Source organism: Mycobacterium sp. 852002-40037_SCH5390672 (assembly GCF_001665875.1).
GTDB lineage: Bacteria > Actinomycetota > Actinomycetes > Mycobacteriales > Mycobacteriaceae > Mycobacterium.
Genome location: NZ_LZTA01000089.1, coordinates 16,854 through 34,659 on the forward strand (window position 1 = coordinate 16,854; position 17,806 = coordinate 34,659).

13 protein-coding genes are annotated in these 17,806 nt (G+C 57.1%); 7 read left to right on the plus strand and 6 right to left on the minus strand.

The annotated features are described in order from the left end of the window. The first annotated feature begins 78 nt into the window (after window positions 1–78). The 5 genes from A5782_RS25610 to A5782_RS16140 all read left to right on the plus strand — a co-directional run bounded on the left by A5782_RS25610 (window position 79) and on the right by A5782_RS16140 (window position 5,838). Entirely contained in the window at window positions 79–531 is a 453-nt protein-coding gene (locus A5782_RS25610) for a DUF3237 domain-containing protein (protein ID WP_082942965.1), read from the plus strand. 386 nt (window positions 532–917) lie between these two features. Further along, window positions 918–1,907, plus strand: a complete 990-nt coding sequence (locus tag A5782_RS25615) for a DUF1702 family protein (protein WP_082942966.1) — start codon at window positions 918–920, stop codon at window positions 1,905–1,907. Window positions 1,908–1,985: 78 nt separating this feature from the next. Next, on the plus strand, window positions 1,986–3,611 hold the full coding sequence (locus tag A5782_RS16130; protein WP_369815638.1) for a fatty acyl-AMP ligase: 1,626 nt from the start codon (window positions 1,986–1,988) through the stop codon (window positions 3,609–3,611). A gap of 254 nt (window positions 3,612–3,865) precedes the next feature. After that, complete coding sequence (locus A5782_RS16135) at window positions 3,866–4,588, plus strand: hemolysin III family protein (protein ID WP_156623989.1); 723 nt, start codon at window positions 3,866–3,868, stop codon at window positions 4,586–4,588. 530 nt (window positions 4,589–5,118) lie between these two features. Beyond that, the gene (locus tag A5782_RS16140; RefSeq protein ID WP_197694250.1) at window positions 5,119–5,838 is read left to right on the plus strand and encodes a nitroreductase family protein; all 720 of its coding nucleotides are present in this window, start codon (window positions 5,119–5,121) and stop codon (window positions 5,836–5,838) included. A gap of 411 nt (window positions 5,839–6,249) precedes the next feature. Here the strand turns inward: A5782_RS16140 and A5782_RS16145 are convergent, their stop codons facing one another. The 6 genes from A5782_RS16145 to A5782_RS16165 all read right to left on the minus strand — a co-directional run bounded on the left by A5782_RS16145 (window position 6,250) and on the right by A5782_RS16165 (window position 11,709). Next, window positions 6,250–7,086, minus strand: a complete 837-nt coding sequence (locus tag A5782_RS16145; protein ID WP_067102106.1) for an SAM-dependent methyltransferase — start codon at window positions 7,084–7,086, stop codon at window positions 6,250–6,252. A gap of 380 nt (window positions 7,087–7,466) precedes the next feature. Then, window positions 7,467–8,510 carry a 3-oxoacyl-ACP synthase III family protein gene (locus A5782_RS16150; protein WP_231986701.1) on the minus strand — a complete coding sequence of 348 codons (1,044 nt, stop codon included), beginning with the start codon at window positions 8,508–8,510 and terminating at the stop codon, window positions 7,467–7,469. Between the two features lie 324 nt (window positions 8,511–8,834). Beyond that, window positions 8,835–10,328 (minus strand): pyridoxal-dependent decarboxylase, encoded by a 1,494-nt coding sequence (locus A5782_RS16155; protein ID WP_067102110.1) that lies wholly within the window; start codon window positions 10,326–10,328, stop codon window positions 8,835–8,837. Between the two features lie 167 nt (window positions 10,329–10,495). After that, on the minus strand, window positions 10,496–10,819 hold the full coding sequence (locus A5782_RS16160; protein ID WP_067102114.1) for a hypothetical protein: 324 nt from the start codon (window positions 10,817–10,819) through the stop codon (window positions 10,496–10,498). Next, window positions 10,820–11,380, minus strand: coding sequence for a hypothetical protein (locus A5782_RS26230; RefSeq protein ID WP_156623984.1), 561 nt, complete (start codon window positions 11,378–11,380; stop codon window positions 10,820–10,822). Further along, window positions 11,380–11,709, minus strand: coding sequence for a hypothetical protein (locus tag A5782_RS16165; protein WP_156623985.1), 330 nt, complete (start codon window positions 11,707–11,709; stop codon window positions 11,380–11,382). The genes A5782_RS26230 and A5782_RS16165 overlap by 1 nt, the downstream gene beginning before the upstream one ends. A 1,136-nt stretch (window positions 11,710–12,845) precedes the next feature. On the opposite strand from A5782_RS16165, the gene A5782_RS16170 reads away from it, so the two are divergent. Beyond that, the gene (locus A5782_RS16170) at window positions 12,846–15,098 is read left to right on the plus strand and encodes an MMPL family transporter (RefSeq protein WP_082942968.1); all 2,253 of its coding nucleotides are present in this window, start codon (window positions 12,846–12,848) and stop codon (window positions 15,096–15,098) included. Window positions 15,099–16,929: 1,831 nt separating this feature from the next. Continuing rightward, on the plus strand, window positions 16,930–17,532 hold the full coding sequence (locus tag A5782_RS26235) for a GNAT family N-acetyltransferase (protein WP_156623986.1): 603 nt from the start codon (window positions 16,930–16,932) through the stop codon (window positions 17,530–17,532). Window positions 17,533–17,806: the final 274 nt, after the last annotated feature.

The window sequence follows — 17,806 nt, forward strand, 5'->3', positions numbered from 1 at the left end:
AAATCACGCCGCACACGAATGACAACCAGTTCAAACCAGCAAGACCAGAGCAGGAAATCGAAGTAAGGAGCCAGTGGGGTGGAGATATTATTCGAAGCTACTGTCACCGCCAACCTGCAGCCGCCGGTAATGGTGGGCCCAGGCCCTCAAGGGGTTCGTGTGTTCATCGAGACAGGCGAAGGAATCGTCGAAGGTGAGCGGCTCAACGGGAAGGTTCTCCCGGTCGGAGGTGACTGGGCACTCATCGGCCCGGACGGTTGGTGCCGCCTCGATGTCCGCACTCAACTCGAGATGGATGACGGGGCCGCAATCTATGTGCAACTCCATGGCCTTATCGAGATGAATGATGCGACCGATAAGGCCTTTGCTGATGGTGTGGAGACCGGCTTTGACGATCAATATTTTCGCGTGATCCCACAACTACAGTCAGGAGACCCGAACTATGAATGGGTAAATGAAACAATATTTATTGGTGAAGGCAGGTTTGTTGATGGATTCGGGCTGCAATACCACATCTTTCGCGTTGCCTAATATTATCCGCAAGCGCCGTACACGCACGCATATGTCTTCCTCCGGAGCAAGCTCCAGCGTTTATTTAAAGTTCCGGCGGCGCAAAACCTTGAATGTACGTGACGGGCCACGATTATACCCTCGGAGTGTTCCCGCCCAGCCAAATAGTACACCGTTACGCGGAGCTGAACCCATCTTGTCACTCAAGCGAACGCCCATAGAGCTGTCCACGTCGGTGAAACGCCCAAGTCGATCGTCAAGACGTGACCGCGGCATGTTCCGCCGTGAACCACTATCCGCCCAATTCAAGGGGCGAATACTTTCAAATTAGACAGTACCGCACAGGGCGGGTCGGTAAAAACACAACAGTTAACTGATGTTTGACCGCGCGGAAAGGTTGAAGAAAAGTGTTCAATCCGGTGAGGGCGTTTCGCCGCGCGCTGCGAATCCCATCAGCTGACGACATCCTATTTGCAAACCGCGGATTTCCGGGAGCATCTTCGCCGATTGCAGGCCAATTGGAAGGCGCTGGTCTAGCGCTACTCAAGGGCTTTGAAACGAGCATAGCGCAAGGAAATCCAAATTTTCTCGCACAAACTTTGGAAAGAGTAGACCCGTTTTATCGGAGCCTAGCTTTCGAAGGCGCAGTAACCGGCCTCATATTGCGTGACATTATTGACGTTGGACGTAGAGGCCGCGCGTATAGATTCGTCCAAGGGCCGGGCGCCCCGCACGCTTTGATGGCGTGGTTTGGATATGGACAGCTGCTGCGCTGGCTACCTCGGCCCATATGGCAATCGGCTATGCCACATTTGGATGGCAAACTGGCGATCAGAAAGTTTTCCTGGCTCGCCATTGACGCCTATGGATTCGACTGCGCCTACATGGAAACGAACCGTTGGGTCACTAAACAACGCGTTCCAAAACCTTATCACTGGGAGGGGTCGCCGGGATATTTTCAACATGCTTTCGACCAAGGTATTGGGCGAGCGCTCTATTTCATCCATGGCGGCCAAGTACCTGATATCGCCGAGGCTATCTCCAGGTTCCCAGCGCTTCGACAGCCGGATCTGTGGAGCGGGATCGGCGGCGCATCGACATACCTGGGGGGCCTATCAGCGGCTGACCTACAAACGCTGGGGGTATTAGCCGGTGTCAATAAATCTGAACTCGCCGTGGGGGCTGTATTCGCGATTAAGGCTCGCCACCACGCCGGCTACATACCAGCATGCACTGAAACCGCGGCCCATGTGTACTGCGACATGTCAGTGGACGCTGCAGCGAGTCTTGCGGACGCTGCTACCCGAGAAGCGGACAAAAGTCAGGGTAGCAACGATCCCGAGTACGTCCGATGGCGGCGATACATCAGGCGACATTTCGACTCCGGACACGCGTAAGTGGTCATCAAAGCCTCCGATAAGTGGCAGCCAAGGCGCCAGTACACCCAAGGAAGGACAAGATTTATGTCCAGATTCATGGACGACATTTTTTTGAACGGTCCGAAATATAATCGTGGCCTTGTGGCCAGCTGCGGGGACTCAAAGTTTATGCGTCGAACCTGGGCAGAACTCCAAGAACTGGCTCGACACTTATCTGGCACGCTCGCGGATGCGGGCGTCGAGCCCGGAGACACCGTGGCCGTCCTCGCCACTAACCCAAGCGATGTCGCTGCAGTGATCCAAGCCGTCTGGATGCGACGCGCTTCAGTTGCAATGCTCCATCAGCCGACACCACGTGCTGACCTTGCGGTCTGGGCAAAAGATACTCAAATTGTCGGATCGATGCTCGGTGCAAAGCTGTTAATTTTAGAATCACCTTTCGAAGCGGCTGAACAAAGCCTCGGCGGTTTTGCGCCAGCGACGATTGTGAACCTGCGACCAAGCAGGGAGCTCACGCCGCTCTCCGCAGATGAGGAAGATATTGCACTTCTTCAGCTTACATCTGGATCTACCGGCACACCCAAAGCGGTAGCGGTCACTCACGCAAACATTTATCAAAGCACCAAAGCGATTGAAGAGATCTGCAAAATGGACGCCGCCCGCGACGTTACGGTGAGCTGGCTGCCATTATTCCATGACCTCGGTATGATTGGCTCGCTTATCACGCCCATGCAAATCGGCAGCGAAGCTATTTGTGCCACCCCGCTGGATTTTATTAAGTCACCTTTGATCTGGCCTGAGCTCATAACCCAACACCGTGGAACAATGACTGCTGGCCCAAACTTTGCTTATTCGATACTTGCTAAGCACTTGATCGACGCACCAGATGGCGCATACGACCTTTCTCGCCTAAGATGCGCATTTATTAGCTCGGAGCCAGTCGACCCCGAGACCGTATATCTATTCAATTCCGCCGGCGCAAGATTCGGCCTGAACAACAATTCGATAGCCCCGACCTATGGAATGGCAGAGGCCACACTCGGCATCTCTTGCGCAAAGATCGGGACGGGGATGAGTGTAGACACCATCGACCGTCAAATGCTTGAGTCTCGACGACTCGCAATACAAAGCGATAAGGCCGACGCACGTTCCTTCGTCCGCCTCGGTCAATGCCTTCCCGGGATCGAGGCCCGCATCGTCGACGACGTCGGCTCCCCGCAGGAGACCATCCGAACCATCGGCGAAATCCAAATTCGCGGTGATGCAGTCACATCGACATATTTCACTAGCGAGGGCCCTATGAGTGCAGTCGATGCGGATGGTTGGCTCAACACCGGCGACGTCGGGTATTTCACAGAATCCGGAGAAGTCGTCATTTGCGGGCGGCGAAAAGACACGGCCATTATTGCAGGCCGCAACATTCTGTTGACCGATATTGAACGCGCTGCAGGGCAGGTGTCAGGTGTGCGCCAGGGCAATGCTGTCGCTGTTCGCATTGTCGATGGCCCACACCGACGGGAAGGGTTCGCAGTGGTAGTCGAGTCGAAGTTGCACCAAGTTACCGCCGAGACGGACCGAATTCGGAAGGAGATCAAAGAGGCGATTTTCAGTGCCGTCGAAATATACCCGAAACGCGTAATCGTCGTTGAACCTGGTAAGCTTCCGAAAACCCCGTCGGGCAAGCTCCGCAGGACTGACGCGGCATCATTAGTTGATTTATGACATCGTGCAATACTTCCCCGGCCCCTTCGCGTATAGTTCCGGGCCTAAAACCTTGCTAACCCGATCCCGCTCGGTTAACGGGATCCTCATTAGGGGAGGCCGCCTGGTGAAAAGTGATGTCGTAAAGTCGCGACCCCATGGCATACACCTCCTGGCCGTCCGATCGAGGCGCATACACTTGTCGATATCCAGCGACTTTTGAGGGCAGCCATACATATGCTCCGCTGGATTGCGAAATGAGTGGCCAGATCGAGATGTTGGGCAGCCGCGATTGGACTTTATCGAAATCTACCGCCGTCGACGCGTCGCCGACACGAATGGTTGAGTCCGCAACGCAGATTATGCGCAGGCCGCGCGCACGCGGATGGATTCATGTCTACTCGGCGGCAGTCGCTATCGTCGCCAGCGTACTGCTGGTAGCGATGTCCTTCACAACTTCAACCGCGGCAGGACTGACAACCGCGATCTACGCGGTGGCGTTAGTCGCCATGTTCGGTGTCAGCGCTGTCTACCACCGCGTAGAGTGGCGTTCCAGCAGAACGAAAAAATGGATGATGCGCGCCGATCATTCGATGATATTTGTGTTCATCGCTGCGACATTCACTCCGTTCGCAGCTGCGGCAATGCCGCACAACACCCGGATTTTAGCGCTCACTATTGTCTGGACCGGGGCAACAGCAGGGGTGACCCTTAAGATGGCGTGGCCGAACTCTCCTCGGTGGATCGGTATACCCCTATACCTCGCACTTGGCTGGACCGCGATTGTGTTTGCCAGGCAACTGCTCGATGGCGCTGGGTTCGCGGCGACTATGTTGCTTCTCATCGGTGGAGTGCTCTACAACATAGGCACGGTGATGTATGTCCTCAAACGGCCAGATCCTTGGCCGACCACCTTTGGCTACCATGAATTCTTTCACGCTTTCACCGCCCTGGGAGCAATATGCCACCACATTGCACTCTGGTTGGTCATTGCCTGACAATCTGCACTGAGTAACCAACCGGTCGCCGCCCCGACGCTACAGAGCCCAGTGGCTGAGATGCGGTTGTCTATCCTGCCGGCGCGATGCGCTTGGTGAGTTGGGCGAACATAGCTGCGACAAGTTTTGGTGCCTCGCCGATCACGCGGCATTTCGGGCGCTGTTGCCCAGGCGCTTAGGTAGGTCGTAGGCCTCGCGGACCGGGTCGGAGGCGATGGGTCGGCAGTGGACTCCTCGCTAGGCCGAGTGCTCGCATTGCTAGACACCATCTCTCACGAACACGAGTCCAACCCGCCGGCAGCCACACGAAAACCCACAATTCTGCCACCCGTTGAGCAATTCCCACATACTTGATGCCGACGAGTTCTCGTTGCGCCCAGCAAGTGCAATTCCATCGGCACGACAGGCGCTTCTCCTGCTGTTGAGTCCGTTTGGGATCTCAATGAACTGGGGAGAATTCAGGCCCGTGTGGCTCGTGGACATCTCACGCAAAAGACCAACAGAAGAAGAGGGCACTACCATCACTAACCATGAGTGAGGTTGCATTCGGTGAAGACGCCCCCCTCGCGCACGTCATGACGACTATGCGCGCAATGCGCCGACTCAAACCCGACCCGGTCCCACGGCACGACATCGAGAAGCTCATAACAGCAGCCATATACGCGCCCAGCGGCGGGAACAACCAGAGCTTCACATTCCTCGTCGTGACCGATCGCGACCAGATCGCACGGATAGCGCCACTATGGCGGCGTATCGTCGACTGGTACATCGCCACGCAGACCCCGCCACCACACATGAGCATTGCGGAGTGGACCAAATCGATGAAAGCCTCGCGCTACCAAGCTGACCACTTCGAGGACACTCCATTGTTGATTATCGCCTGTTACGAAATGCGGGGGGTTATCGCGCGGATGCTAAACACACTCGATCGGCAGCGTGCTGGGTATGCCAGACTCGGTCTTTGGCACACTGTTTCATCAACCCGCAACATCCGTCGAATGATGGCGGCCGGGGAAGCCGCGTCGATATATCCAAGTGTGCAGAACCTACTACTCATGGCCCGCGCCCTCGGTCTGGCTGCCACCTTGACGACCTGGCACACTATGTTCGAGCAAGAGTTCAAAACAATTCTCGGCATCCCCAGGCACATCCACACCCACGCGATCATCCCTATCGGTTGGCCACTTGGAAAATTCGGACCCGTCTCGCGGCAGCCGGCAACTGACGTCATCCGTTGGAATCACTGGTAGGGACTAGTCCCGGCACACCCGCATGGCCCCATCCCAACGACCGACACCCTGATTGCGTGCTGCTCTAAGCGGCACGAGAGCGCCGTCAAGCGTGATTAATGCCCAGGATCTGTCTAATGACAATCCGAGTTCGCCCAATGCGAAGGTCATGGCGCTTTGGCGCTTTCCATCGACATCATCGTGCGGAGCTTTCACAAGCACTCAAGATCGGCAGCGCGACCAGAATCCGCGATTTCGCCTGCCTGCCAAGAATGCCATTCGCATACGAGCGAACTACACACCGACACACAAGCGCGAGGACTCGCTTGACAACCCGGCATCCGATGCCGTACTCCCGCAAAGGGCAAGCGCCCCAAGCGATCTCGCTGAGCAGAACAGTCGTAGGCCCGCGCTAATAGCGGACCTGGCCGCTCAATGCTCAAAACGCACAACGCCAGACCAGGGGGCGTAGGCAACCCGGCGTGGGTTGGGTTCAGGCAAGCAAGTGGTCGGACGCAATACCGCTGGCAGCCGCCTCCATTGGCTCGCGTACTTCAAGATCGAATGGATGGCACCAGCGGTCCATCCCTGCTGTTCGAAGAACGCGACACCCTCGGCCGGCCGGAAGGTCATCGGTGCCTTCTCGAGGCTAGGCATCTGCCACATCATTAGCCGCGCGATTGCCGGGGCAAGCACGTCGGTGATCCACCCGACGATCTTCGGCCGGCGCAGATCGTCTGCAAAATCTCGTACCTGTTGCTCATCGAAGTAGACAAGCAGTCCTTCGGTGATCACCAGAGTCCGTCGAGCATCACAGATCGCATCGGCGAAAAAGCCATCGCGATTGGGCTTGCGGGCAAGGTCGACAGCGACCCGGGAAAGTCCACAACGCGGTGTCTCCGCGCTCAGCAAGCGTTGCTTTTCATTGATGATCTCAGGTAGATCGGCCTCGATCCATTCAGTGTTGGCGGGCAATTCGAGGCGATATGGCCGAGTGTCGAAACCGGTCGCTAGATTGATCACTCGCTCACACCCGTGGGACACGGATTCGGTGATCAGGTCGTCGATCAATTTGGTACGCGTGTTACACCACCAACCGCTCCGTGTCATTCGCGGCGCCGCCGCAGCGATCGCGCGGCCGCGTTCTCCTGCGAGACGTGCAGCGAAAGGATCGTTAAACAACGCATCACTGCGTGCGGACTCAGCGGCGCGATATGCCGCCATCCATCGTGCCGTATCGGACACATTCGAGATCAAGGGCTTCGGCATCAAAAGGATCCTTCCTGAACACCCCGCGGTGGCGGTGACTGCCCTGCGAGGTCGGGGCTACCGAAATCGTAGGTATAGAGCACATTAAGCCGATATCAGGCCTCATCAGCGCAGCTACCAATCGGCCGCCCCGCCAGTGATTAGTTCAGAGCCCGACAGCGCAGCTAAATCCGATCGACCTTGCAACCCATGAAATCTGGCTGCTACGGCAGGCGAACCGGATGCATCGCCACATCGAGGACACTGCGGTGGCCCCACCCGACGGCGAACATCGACATACTGACCATTGCTAAGTCGGGCCGTAAAGACTCGGTTGGCCGTGTTCAGGCTTCTACCTCGATATCGTTCTTGCTTGGCTGAATCGCCTGCTCCAAACGGCATCATGTCGGTCGACCGCCCCAGCGCAGCGCAGCTGCGGCCGCGAAATCGCCAGCGTGTCCAAAGCCCGCCATCATCACAACGTCGCCCGGCTGGACTTGCCCATCGTTGATGGCCGCATCCAAGTTCACCGGAATGGCGGGAGCAAACAGGTTGCCGTACTCGTCGAAGGTGTCGCGATGGCGTTGGCGCGGGATGCCCAACGCGTCGTCCCAGCTGCGCAAGAATAGCGGGTTCGGTTGACTGGTGACCAGCAGAGCAAGATCTTGCGATTCAATTCCAGCCCTGCCGCAGACTGCAGATATTACGTCGAGCACCTCTTGGCAACCATTGGCAAACACCTGGGCCGGATTGAAGTCGAGGTACCCCTGCCCCGGGCCGGACTGCCACCACAGGCGCGGCGATTCGAACCCCACCTTCATCTGGCCAGCGTGTTCTCCGTAGTGCCGACACTCGATGTCGAGGATTGGCGATTCCCCAGACAGGGTGAGCAGTCCCACTGCAGCGGCGTCACCGGCTGCTGCGGCATGCGCGAACTTGCGGACTTGATCCTGGTCGAAGAGCTTGCCGGCACTGTTATTCGCGGTGGCGATTAGTGCGGTGCGGCCGGCGCCAGAGACCAACAATTGTCGCGCCACCTTCATAAGTAGGACGAATGCCGCACAGCCGCCGGTGTGCACATCAAGGATGTACTCAGGACTCATCCCTAACCGATGGGCCACCTCACCGCCAGCTCCAACGAACGGAAGATCGACCAACTGCGAGTGCGTGAGCAACACATCGACGTCGGCGAGAACGTTGACCCCATGGCGCATAGCGAGCACCTCAGCCGCGCGCTCGATCATATCGACATTCGATTCATCAACCGGGGAGTGCCGGCGGAATGGCGGAGGCTGCAACGCTGGGTTACTTTGCGCCTTATCAGAGACGGCGTACTTTTCATAATGTGAGGCGGGAACACGTTTTTCGGGAAAATACGTGGCAATGTCGACCAGGCTGACTACCGGTGCTGTTTGAGCCGCAGTTGGCATGAGGGGAACTTCCATTCGTTTGAGTCCGGTATCACCGGCTGACAATTGTAGTGGCGCTGTGTGCAACCTCCGGGAGGTTCTGAGTCCACAGGGTCGCCGACGCTGAATGTCGCCAACCGGCTCTCGCGGCGAAGGTAGCAGTGCGGGTCATTACACAGCTCTCTAACACGATGCACATACCGCCCGCATCGGTGTACGACTCGCCGCTTGGGCAATGCCTGAAATCTTTGGCGTGTGCTCTTTGCCCGGCTAACTTGTCCGAAGCGGGCAGTGTGCTCCAATCATCAACAACCGCCGGTGCCGCCTGCATACTTCGACAGCCGCGGGACACGTACTCTCTTAAAGACTGCAATGTTCCGCCTCCCAAGACGCAGCACGCCCGAGCTGATCCCACAGCATGAGGATGTCCTCCTGCCGAGTCTGAATATTTCCAATGGAAATGCGCAGAACAACGCCAGACGAAACTTTAGTTTTCGAGATGAAAGCAGACCCCGCGGCGTTAACCCGGTTCATGATGCGTATGTTGAGTTCGTCAAGGTAGCCTTGATCGACTGTGCCACCTTGCGATCCTTTGCCGTCCTTGTCGCCTATATAGCGGACGCACAGCAGCGGCAGCGGAGATCCCCCTATTCGCTCCCAGACCGGACTAGAATCAACCTTGCTTCTGAGCAGGTCTCCCAGCCTCATAAGCCTGGTTAGTCGTGCGGATAATCCTTCAATGCCAAACGAGCGGATCACCCACCATAATTTAAACGCTCGAAACGATCTTCCGAGCTGCAAAGACCTATCCATATAGTCAACCGACTTGAATTCCACAGGATTGCTCAGGTACTCGGGAACAAGTCGGAATGCCGCGGTGAGCGCATCATTGTGCTTGCAGAATAAGGCACTACACTCCATCGGTACAAACAAAGTTTTGTGTGGGTTTACTACCACCGAATCCGCAACACTTAACGGCTCCGCCTGCGCTCTAAAATCAGGCGCGAGTCTCCACAACCCGCCGTAAGCCGCGTCAACATGGAGCCAGACATCATTGTCACGACAGACTGCTGATATGTCCTTGATCGGGTCATGGGCGGCTGTAGATGTCGTCCCATCGGTCGCGACCACTGCGAGTGGTGTAAAGCCGCCCCGCCGGTCCCGCCTAATGCATTCAGCTAAATGCGATGGATCCATAGCGTAATCAGAATCAGTACGAATCCGTACGATATTCGCCAGGCCAATTCCTAATGCAATAGCTGCTTTATCAACTGAACTATGGGCCTGATCTGTCGCGTATATGCGCAGCGGACGTAGATCTGCACGGCCGGACAACCCGAGATTCCGCACGTCGATATCTAACTTGTAGTCGCGCGCCGCGTTGAGACTATAAAAAGTGCCTAGTGAGGCGCCGCTTACCAAAACCCCGTCACTATCCCGAGCATAGTCGATGATTTCACATAGCCAGCGAAGTACTAAGGCTTCGAGGGCTGATGCTGCCGGACTCGAGACCCACGACATCGAGTTCACGTTCAACGCAGAAGCTATCATCTCCGCGACAATTCCCGGCCCCGATGATGAGTTGCTGAAATACCCGTGGAAAGATGGATGATGCCAGAGTGTGAGATACGGGATGATGCGATCCCATGTGTCGTCGAGGATCGTCTCGAAAGAATCGCCAGCAGTAGGCAAGCTTGCTTCCAGGAGCCCTTGCACCTCTTCGGGCGTGGCGTTTACCGCTACTGGAAAGGTTCTGATGTTGTTCAGAAGGTCCCGTATGCGTGCCAGGGCGAGCACGCCATTCTTCTCGAGCTCGCTCGGCGTCCAATCACCGAGTTCAGGTGTTTCAGACACGAATCGTGGTCTCTCGTCGAAGGAACTTTCAACGGGTGTATCTGTGGGGGTGTCTGTGGGAATTTGAGCGTAGCAATTTGCGATCTCCGCTACGCATCATCATTTCTGGACAAACAAGCTACTCTGGCCCAGTGACGCGAAGATCCCGATCTTTTGGGATCCGGTTCTCATAATTGCCCATGCTCCACCTCGACCGGCAGCTCATCGAAATACAATATTTTCCGCCGAGCCGAGCAGTATTGGTGGTATATGTCAGCGAGCAATGGTTCTTCGGTAGTCGCGAGATCACGATGCTCCGGCAGGGTTCGCCACGGATAAACCATCAGCAACTCGCTGGGTGCCGAGCGGCTCTGGTAGAACCGAGCGTGGCCGGCCCAGCCAGGGTTGACGTGTGCGGCCGGCCCGACTAACTCGTCCATCTGCTGCATAATTTCCAAACCCCAGCGATTCATATTCGGGCGTAGAAACCATTTTTCCATGACAGTAATCATCTAATTACCTTCTTTCGAAATCCCGCGGCTCCGGATAGATGCAAAGTATGTCTGTAAAAGCGAGCCTTCCCCCGGGACAAGTCGGTCGCATACGAGTATATGATGGCGGCGGTTTCTAGCCTGCGCTTCCCAGAGCGCCTTTGCTGCGGCATATACTTCCTGCGGTAAATATGCGTTGTCACGGTGCCCGCGTTCTCTTATCTCCCTTCGCAACTTCCGGATCAACTGCACCATTGTCGTGTGGTCCTTGTTCTGTTGGCCAGAAAATCCAGGTTTGAGAAACGGCGGCGCCATCGACGGCCGAATCAAACTTTGATACTCGGCACGGTCCATGTCGGCTGCGTATTTCATGCTCGCGGTAGCAGCATCATATAACTGAACAAGACTCTGCAATGAGTCAACGAGTTGGTCCCAGCTTTCGCGATGTAACTGTTCGCGTGCCGTGTGCAGATTCGTATTCATTGCGAACAGATAAATGTGAAAAATGTGATGTCCGAGTTTCCACCTGCGGATCGCGGTCTTCTGTTCAGGTGAGAGTAAAGCCGCGGTTGACTGCTCCATTAAATGCCCTTCTCTTGGCCGACTGCAACTGCCAGCCAACGCAAAAGTGTAGTATTCTGTACTCTGATAATTCCCACAAGCATATCGCGTTTATCGCTTTCGCTTATGCTCGATTCATCGAGGTCTTTTATCAGCTCGTAATTCACTTTTATACACGTACGGGTCCATTCGACGAGGTCGATAGATGCTCGTTGGAGCCGGAAATATTCCTCGTACTCTAGCGGCCGCGTAACACCATCCACTTCTTCGGGCACACCATCCTCTTTTGGGATGGAAATCGGGGCAACTAAGCCGTAGTCAAGTAGTTCGGACACACTGTCATCGGCCACGGTTCTCCCTTTCCACAATAAATACGGGATTGGCTCGATAACTCGCATTGAGTCGTAGCAGTCAAACTGTACCGGGTATGTTTGCGAATGCCGCTTATCAGCCGGTCAATAATCACTGGTTGCCGACAATTGAAGTTACGAGGTGCAGGCTACCAACCGGACTTGGAGGTGGTCAACGTGTCAATCATGTTCGCGTCAACAGCGCCCACCGCCCCAAGCTCCCAACTTAGTCTGCGATAGACAGCTTCACCCGTCAGTTAGCCTTTTGTGTAGAGCTTCGTCAACTGGTTCTAGCCCAGCTCACCCTGACGAGCTTTTCGAAGGTCCTGCAGCAGGTCAAAGTCGACTTCAACTTTCAGCAGAACTCCCTTCGGGAGGATGTAGGTTGTCGCCTCAAGGCACAGGACGCATGTGCGCGATGAAGTGGGCTACTTCCGGTGCGAACGCGCGACCTCACCGACAAACCCAACCGGCGATTAACCATTTATAGGCGGCGTCCCGCTCGGGCCCACGGCCCCTCGGATCACCGAAATAATATCGCGCCTGTCAGCAGATGGGTTGCGAGACAACGGCATTCACGTCGATCGGTCCTGACTCGCCCGCAAATACGGCTACAAATATCAGTTTCGGTACTGTCGGCAAACGACTTCCGGGTTTGCTGGCTGGAAACTCGACCCCACCGAGCAGGCGGCAGGTTGATGACCCCAGAAGCGCCAACTACCCGTACTGAATTCGGCACAGTTGCGCTACCGCAATCAATCGAGGAGCAACTGAATTGCGTTGCACACAGCATCACTGCTCGCGGTGCACTGCCATGGTGTCCATCGTTCATTAATGCAAGTCGTCGGATGGCCGCTGATCATCCGCGCGCCCAAGCATCCAACTTCTTGCACACTGCGATGGACAAACGCACTGGCAAAAGCGTCTTCGGCATCCTGCGCTATCACCATCGCTCATTTCTCCGAGGCGCGTCAACCGTTGAACATGACCCTAGAAACGACTAAGCAACCCGTTGACAGTGACGCCCCGAGTGAGATGCTACGACAGCGCCGCACCACCGAATTCCGCTGTCACAACCCTCCCACCACCTAGCGATGTAGCGATCGGAAGGCGTAACAAGCCGGAAAGGATTTCACGTGTTGCACCGAATCGCTATGACGGCGCTCGCTGCGCCACGGCGCGTGATCGCTGCCGGCGCACTGCTATTTATCGCCGCGGCCGCCTTCGGCATCCCAGTCGCGCAGCATTTATCAGCCGGCGGCTTTCACGATCCGGGATCAGAATCGGCCCAGGCCACCCGCCTGTTGACAGATAAGTTTGGCCAAAGCGATCAACAGATCGTCATTTCAGTCTCGGCCCCCGACGGCGCCCGCAGTCCTCACGCTCGCGACGCCGCGAACGAAATTATCAGCCACTTACAACGGTCGCCGTTTGTCTTGAACGTAGCGTCGGCGTGGACGTCACCCCCGCCGACTAACACGGGACTTATCAGCAAAAACGGCAAGTCCGGATTGATCGTGGCCAACCTCACGGGCGACCAAACTCAGCTGCAGGCCTACGCGAAGAGTTTCGCAAACCAGATCGGACGCGACCGAGACAGTGTCACCGTGCGCACTGGCGGCACCGCGGCGCTCTACGCCCAGGTCAATGAGCAAAGCGAACGCGACCTATTCGCAATGGAAATGATCGCAGTTCCACTGAGCTTTCTGGCGTTGGTATGGGCGTTTGGCGGACTGCTGGCGGCGGCCCTTCCGGTAGCAGTGGGCTTGATGGCGATCGTCGAGTCGATGGCGGTGCTGCGTGTGATCAACCTCAGCACCCAGGTGTCGATCTACGCTCTCAACCTCAGTACTGCGATGGGTCTGGCGCTCGCGATCGACTACACGCTGCTGATTGTCAGCCGCTATCGCGATGAGCTCAATGACGGCGCTATGCCTGATGAGGCACTAATTCAAACGATGGTTACGGCCGGGCGGGCAGTACTGTTCTCAGCCACCACGGTCGCGTCATCGATGCTGGCGCTGGTGCTCTTCCCCATGTACTTCTTGAAATCGTTCGCTTACGCAGGTGTCGCTACCGTCGCGTTCGCCGCTTTTGCGGCAGTGACCATCACTCCTGCAGCACTTGTGCTCATTGGCCCGAAGCTAGACAGCTTTGACATACGTCAGCTCGCGCGACAGGTGCTGCGCCGCCCGCCGCCACTGAAAATGCCGTTGCAGAAGCGCTTTTGGTATCGGTGGTCGATGTTCGTAATGCGACATGCGGTGCCGCTCACGTTGATAGTGACCGCGCTGCTGGTGTCCATCGGGTTGCCTTTCCTGGGCCTGAGGTGGGGCTTTTCCGATGACCGCATGCTGCCGCGTTCGGCCTCGGCGCGCCAGGTAGGAGATCAGTTGCGACACGACTTCACCGACGACTTGGCGACAGTGGTATTCGTCGTCATCCCCGATACGCGCGGGCTTAGCCCGGCCGATCTGGAGCGTTACGCGGCTGACCTATCGCGGGTGCCGGATGTGTCCTCAGTAACAGCACCGGCGGGAAGCTTTGTCGGCGGAAATATGGCGGGTCCGCCCTCAACAGCTACCGGCATGGTCGACGGCAGCGCACTGTTGACGATCACCAGCACCGCACCACTGAACTCGCGCGCCTCCGACCTTCAACTAGACCGGTTGCACGGGGTACGCGGACCAGCCGGGCGGTCGGTATTGCTAGGCGGGCTCGCCCAGACCAACCGCGACAGCGTCGATGCTATTGCAGCGAAGCTGCCGGTGGTGTTGGGTTTGGTCGCCCTCATAGCCGTGGTGTTGGTGTTGCTGTTGACTGGCAGCGCAGTGCTTCCGTTGAAGGCACTCATTCTTAATGTGCTGTCGTTGACGGCGACGTTCGGGGCGCTGGTGTGGATCTTTCAAGATGGGCATCTTGGCGGTTTGGGAACAACACCAACCGGAACGCTGATAGCCAACACGCCGGTGTTATTGTTCTGCATTGCGTTTGGTCTTTCGATGGACTATGAGATTTTCCTGATCTCGCGTATCCGTGAGCTATGGCTCACGTCGCAACGCACGAGTTCGGCTAATCAGGAAAGTATCGCGCGAGGCATTGCCCTTACCGGCCGGGTCGTCACCGCGGCTGCATTGGTGATGTCAATCTCCTTTGCCGCGCTGACGGCATCGCAGGTTTCATTCATGCGGATGTTGGGCCTTGGTCTCACATTGGCAGTCTTAGCCGATGCAACACTGGTACGGATGGTATTGGTACCAGCGTCCATGCACCTGCTGGGTCGAGCCAACTGGTGGGCTCCAAAACCCTTGAGCTGGTTGCACGACAAGGTTGCTCTCAGCGCGTCCGACCGAATGGGAAAGCATCGCGCACCGGCTGAATCCCACTAATTCGCACATTGCAGCCCAACGCGGCTGCTGCCACCGGGGTCATCACCACCAGGAATATGCGGGGATTAAACAAGTCGACGACGCGAACGCCGCATCTGTGAAATCCTCAAGCCTCTCCAACCACAGCGCCTTCGAGAGACGGCTTGTGTCGTCTCGGCCGACTCCTTTCCCGATGGACACCGCACGGTGTGCCGCGTTGCAAGTGCAGAAGTACAGCAGTTGCACGCATCGTTGCCCGCCAACATCTGCCTACGAAGGAGTGGCCATCGCGGGCCAAACACGTTGAAACTAACGGGTGCGGCTAGGCCGCGCAGCCCGTCGGTAGGCGGAATCAGTTCGCGAGGCACGCGCATTCCGATCATCCCCGCGTCTGTTGCCGCCGCTCATGAGCGCGGCCACTTCGAGTGTGCTCGGACCATCCATCCCCGGCATGCTCACGTCGAAGCCTCTTACCTGCGTGCTCCATACACCCGAAATGTCAGCTAAGGCCTAGCGCCTCCGTGAGCCATGGATGCGACTGGAGTCATTGGCTTTGGCGCGATGGCTTCAAAACGACCGTCGTACCGACGCGAGTGAGCATCTACGAGCGCCCAATCAGCCGACTGTCAGTGGGGCCCGGTGGATAACCGCCGGACGATCGAGACCTTGGCGGTCCCCGCTTCTAAAGCCAACGGCGAACCAATCCAGGTGGGTCGCACTTCAGCCGGGCCACAACCCGATTAGAGTCGGCGCACGATAGGCGACGAGGCGATCAGCAGACCGCGTCGCCTCGTCCGAAACATTCAGAGGTTCGTGTCGCACTCGGATATCGCGGCTGCCGCATGCACATGCCAAGTCAACTAGCAGTTGGTGTTTGGCGATCAGGGCGTAGAGTCGCGCCGCGATAGCCTGATCCGATCAGGTGCACCAACACGCGGCGGTTGGAGGTGATCTGTGACCGTCGACGGCCTGCCGCCTGGCCCCCGACTACCCGACATAATCCAAAGCGCCACATGGACCCGCCAACCCGTGGACGTTCATGGACCATTGTGCGGCCCGATACGGTGGCACCTTTACGCTGCTGCGGCCGGTCCACGCCCTTGGATGATGATCTCCCATCCGGATGCGGTGAAAGAAGTCACCCAATGGACCACCCGAGCGCCTGCACGCAGGGGAAGGCAATCGCATCCCATTACCGGGGGGCCAATTCGGTGCCGTTACTTGACGGCTCAGCTACACCCAGATGTGCCACAACGTTCCCCAGAACACGCAGCGAACTTACCCGACGTGGGGACGATAGCTCTTTTGGACCAAAACGCGTTCAAAATCCCCGATTTGGGCGCACGCCTCGACACAGGTCGTGTCAGACACAAGTGAAGACCCCAAGGCCGCATCGGCCTCAGAGTGTGTCCCGCATTCAAGCTGTCCACACGCCTGCCGTGTCCGACGTTCGCCACCCTACCATCTCGTAGCAAAGCCCCTCCGACACCGGTACGGCTTTGTGCTGCAATAAACTTCAGCTTGCTCACAGGAAAACGCCACCCACAACACCGTCGGCCTGCGCACCAGAATGTGGGCGCCCTCGACCCGAATTGGTTAATCCCGGTCCAATACATTCCCCGAGTGCGCAAGGGAGAACGGAGCGGGTGCACCGCAACAAAACCAAATGGACAGCGATGCGTATGACACCATATGCTCAGGCCACTTTCGAAACGTGACGGTGCGACAACTATACGCAGCCGCAAACGGGGATTCCCAAGGCCGCAGAGCTTGCCGATACAACGTCGTCGTCCGGACTCCGCTTGTCTAGGAGGGGCGTATGACCTCATCGCAGGTCCCATACTCGCCTAATATGTCGATCAGTCGGCAGCCAGACCTTGAAGCTGTCGCCGAGACATTGTCAATCGCATTTGCCGAGGACCCGGTGGTGCAATGGGCCATACCGCCCGACACCGCGAATCGCGCTCGATATCTGAACGCATTCTTCATCCTGACCACGCAAATGATTGTTGACCAAGGCGGTTTCGTCGCATCGTCGCCCGGCTATGACGCAGTCGTGACCTGGCTATCACCGCGACGCTCAGGATTACCTGACTGTGCCAACCGTGCATTTTTGGACCGGTTGCAGGAAGCGACCGGGCGCTGCGGCTTGAGGCTACGGACGTTAATGAAACGCCTCGACCAATGCCATCCGAAGGATTTACCACCACATGTCTACGTGGTGCACATGGGTATCCGACCACAAGCGCGCGGATCAGGATTGCAGGAGAGCAGCGCACGCGGATTAAGGGACGTGCTCAAAGCGTGCGAGGCCGGCTGTTACGCCGAAGCCTCTAGCACCAGAAGCCTTCGATTATGGGAACGATTGGGGATCAAGCGATATGGCGACGAGATCACGCTACCAGATGGCGGTCCGTCACTATACCCACTCTATATCGACGCAGAACATATCTGACGCGCAGGCTACGCCCCTTGGACGTTGACGCCTCACCCATTTCGATGTGCATCCAATTCCCCACAATCCTCATCCAGGATGCGTGGCGCGCGATCGAGAACACGTAGTTAACCTGACGCCGAGTCCGTTAGCCTTTGCGCTCTCTTACCGCCGCACAGCCCACTTAGCGGGTCGCGCGCTGAAAGACCATCAAATTCCGAACCACGCGACCGTTCACGAACGCGCAGATGCGGCGTCGAGCCCAAACGCTAGAGCTCGAAGGACGAAAAACCGT

Bases quoted from the DNA above. Each gene is read 5' to 3' on its own strand.
- A5782_RS16130 (WP_369815638.1), top strand. From the start codon at position 1,986: ATGGACGACATTTTTTTGAACGGTCCGAAATATAATCGTGGCCTTGTG.
- A5782_RS16135 (WP_156623989.1), top strand. From the start codon at position 3,866: ATGTTGGGCAGCCGCGATTGGACTTTATCGAAATCTACCGCCGTCGAC.
- A5782_RS16140 (WP_197694250.1), top strand. From the start codon at position 5,119: ATGAGTGAGGTTGCATTCGGTGAAGACGCCCCCCTCGCGCACGTCATG.
- A5782_RS16145 (WP_067102106.1), bottom strand. From the start codon at position 7,086: ATGCCGAAGCCCTTGATCTCGAATGTGTCCGATACGGCACGATGGATG.
- A5782_RS16150 (WP_231986701.1), bottom strand. From the start codon at position 8,510: ATGGAAGTTCCCCTCATGCCAACTGCGGCTCAAACAGCACCGGTAGTC.
- A5782_RS16160 (WP_067102114.1), bottom strand. From the start codon at position 10,819: ATGATTACTGTCATGGAAAAATGGTTTCTACGCCCGAATATGAATCGC.
- A5782_RS26230 (WP_156623984.1), bottom strand. From the start codon at position 11,380: ATGGAGCAGTCAACCGCGGCTTTACTCTCACCTGAACAGAAGACCGCG.
- A5782_RS26235 (WP_156623986.1), top strand. From the start codon at position 16,930: ATGTCGATCAGTCGGCAGCCAGACCTTGAAGCTGTCGCCGAGACATTG.